This is a genomic window from Acinetobacter sp. Colony158 (assembly GCF_019264745.1).
Classification (GTDB): domain Bacteria; phylum Pseudomonadota; class Gammaproteobacteria; order Pseudomonadales; family Moraxellaceae; genus Acinetobacter; species Acinetobacter ursingii.
In genome coordinates this window covers 2,362,827-2,363,206 of sequence record NZ_CP078523.1, presented here as the reverse complement: position 1 = coordinate 2,363,206, position 380 = coordinate 2,362,827, and the positions used below count along the sequence as shown (strand labels likewise).

The 380-nt window shown below is 44.5% G+C and carries 1 protein-coding gene; it reads right to left on the bottom strand.

What is annotated here, in order from left to right:
• Nucleotides 1-2 precede the first annotated feature (2 nt).
• Nucleotides 3-380 (bottom strand): isocitrate lyase/phosphoenolpyruvate mutase family protein (locus tag JR005_RS14815; RefSeq protein ID WP_228731677.1); only part of this gene is annotated, 378 nt, incomplete at its 5' end.

Genomic DNA, 380 nt, shown 5'->3' with positions numbered 1-380 from the left:
ACTTATTTACTCTTCGCAAAAGTTCCATCAAGATATTGCTCAAACGCATGGTAGTTAATACGTTCATACAATTCTTGACGGGTTTGCATTGTTTCGACCACGTTCTTTTGCGTGCCTTCTTTACGCAAAGTCTGATACACATTTTCTGCGGCTTTGTTCATCGCGCGGAATGCTGAAAGTGGATATAAGGCAATACTGACATCGGCAGAAGCCAATTCTTCCGTAGTAAATAATGGCGTAGAACCAAACTCGGTAATATTGGCTAGAACAGGCACTTTCGTGGCATTGGCAAACTGCTTATACATGGCCAGCTCTGTAATCGCTTCTGGGAACAACATATCTGCACCCGCCTCGATATACGCCCCTGCACGGTCAATTGC